At 65.8% G+C, this 257-nt stretch carries 1 protein-coding gene; it reads right to left on the bottom strand.

The features are described 5' to 3' along the window. The coding region (locus AC1RPV_RS08030) for a hypothetical protein (protein ID WP_481764242.1) at positions 1 to 257 on the bottom strand (257 nt) is incomplete at both ends.

Here is a 257-nt window from a genome sequence, read left to right as displayed (position 1 = left end):
GCGGGTAACGAAGACCGTCAGCTTCCGCCAGCAACGCGCGCATGCCACGCATCGCGTCGGCGAACGTTCGCACCGTTTCGGTGACATTCCCGGCTTGAAGGTCACGGAGGACGGCGTGCCGGAACTCGACCCCAGCCGGGGTGGTCAGTGGTGTGTAGAAGTACGGTTTCAAGTCGTACTCGTCCCGGCCGGCGGTGGCGTCTGCCACCAGCTGGTCGAGGTTCAGGTCAGCGAACTCGGCCGGCGGGACTTCCACC

Source organism: Dellaglioa sp. CoH-55-MRSF-9 (genome assembly GCF_056782155.1).
The sequence above is the reverse complement of the archived record's forward strand: the minus strand, read 5'-3'. Positions and strand labels throughout refer to the sequence as shown.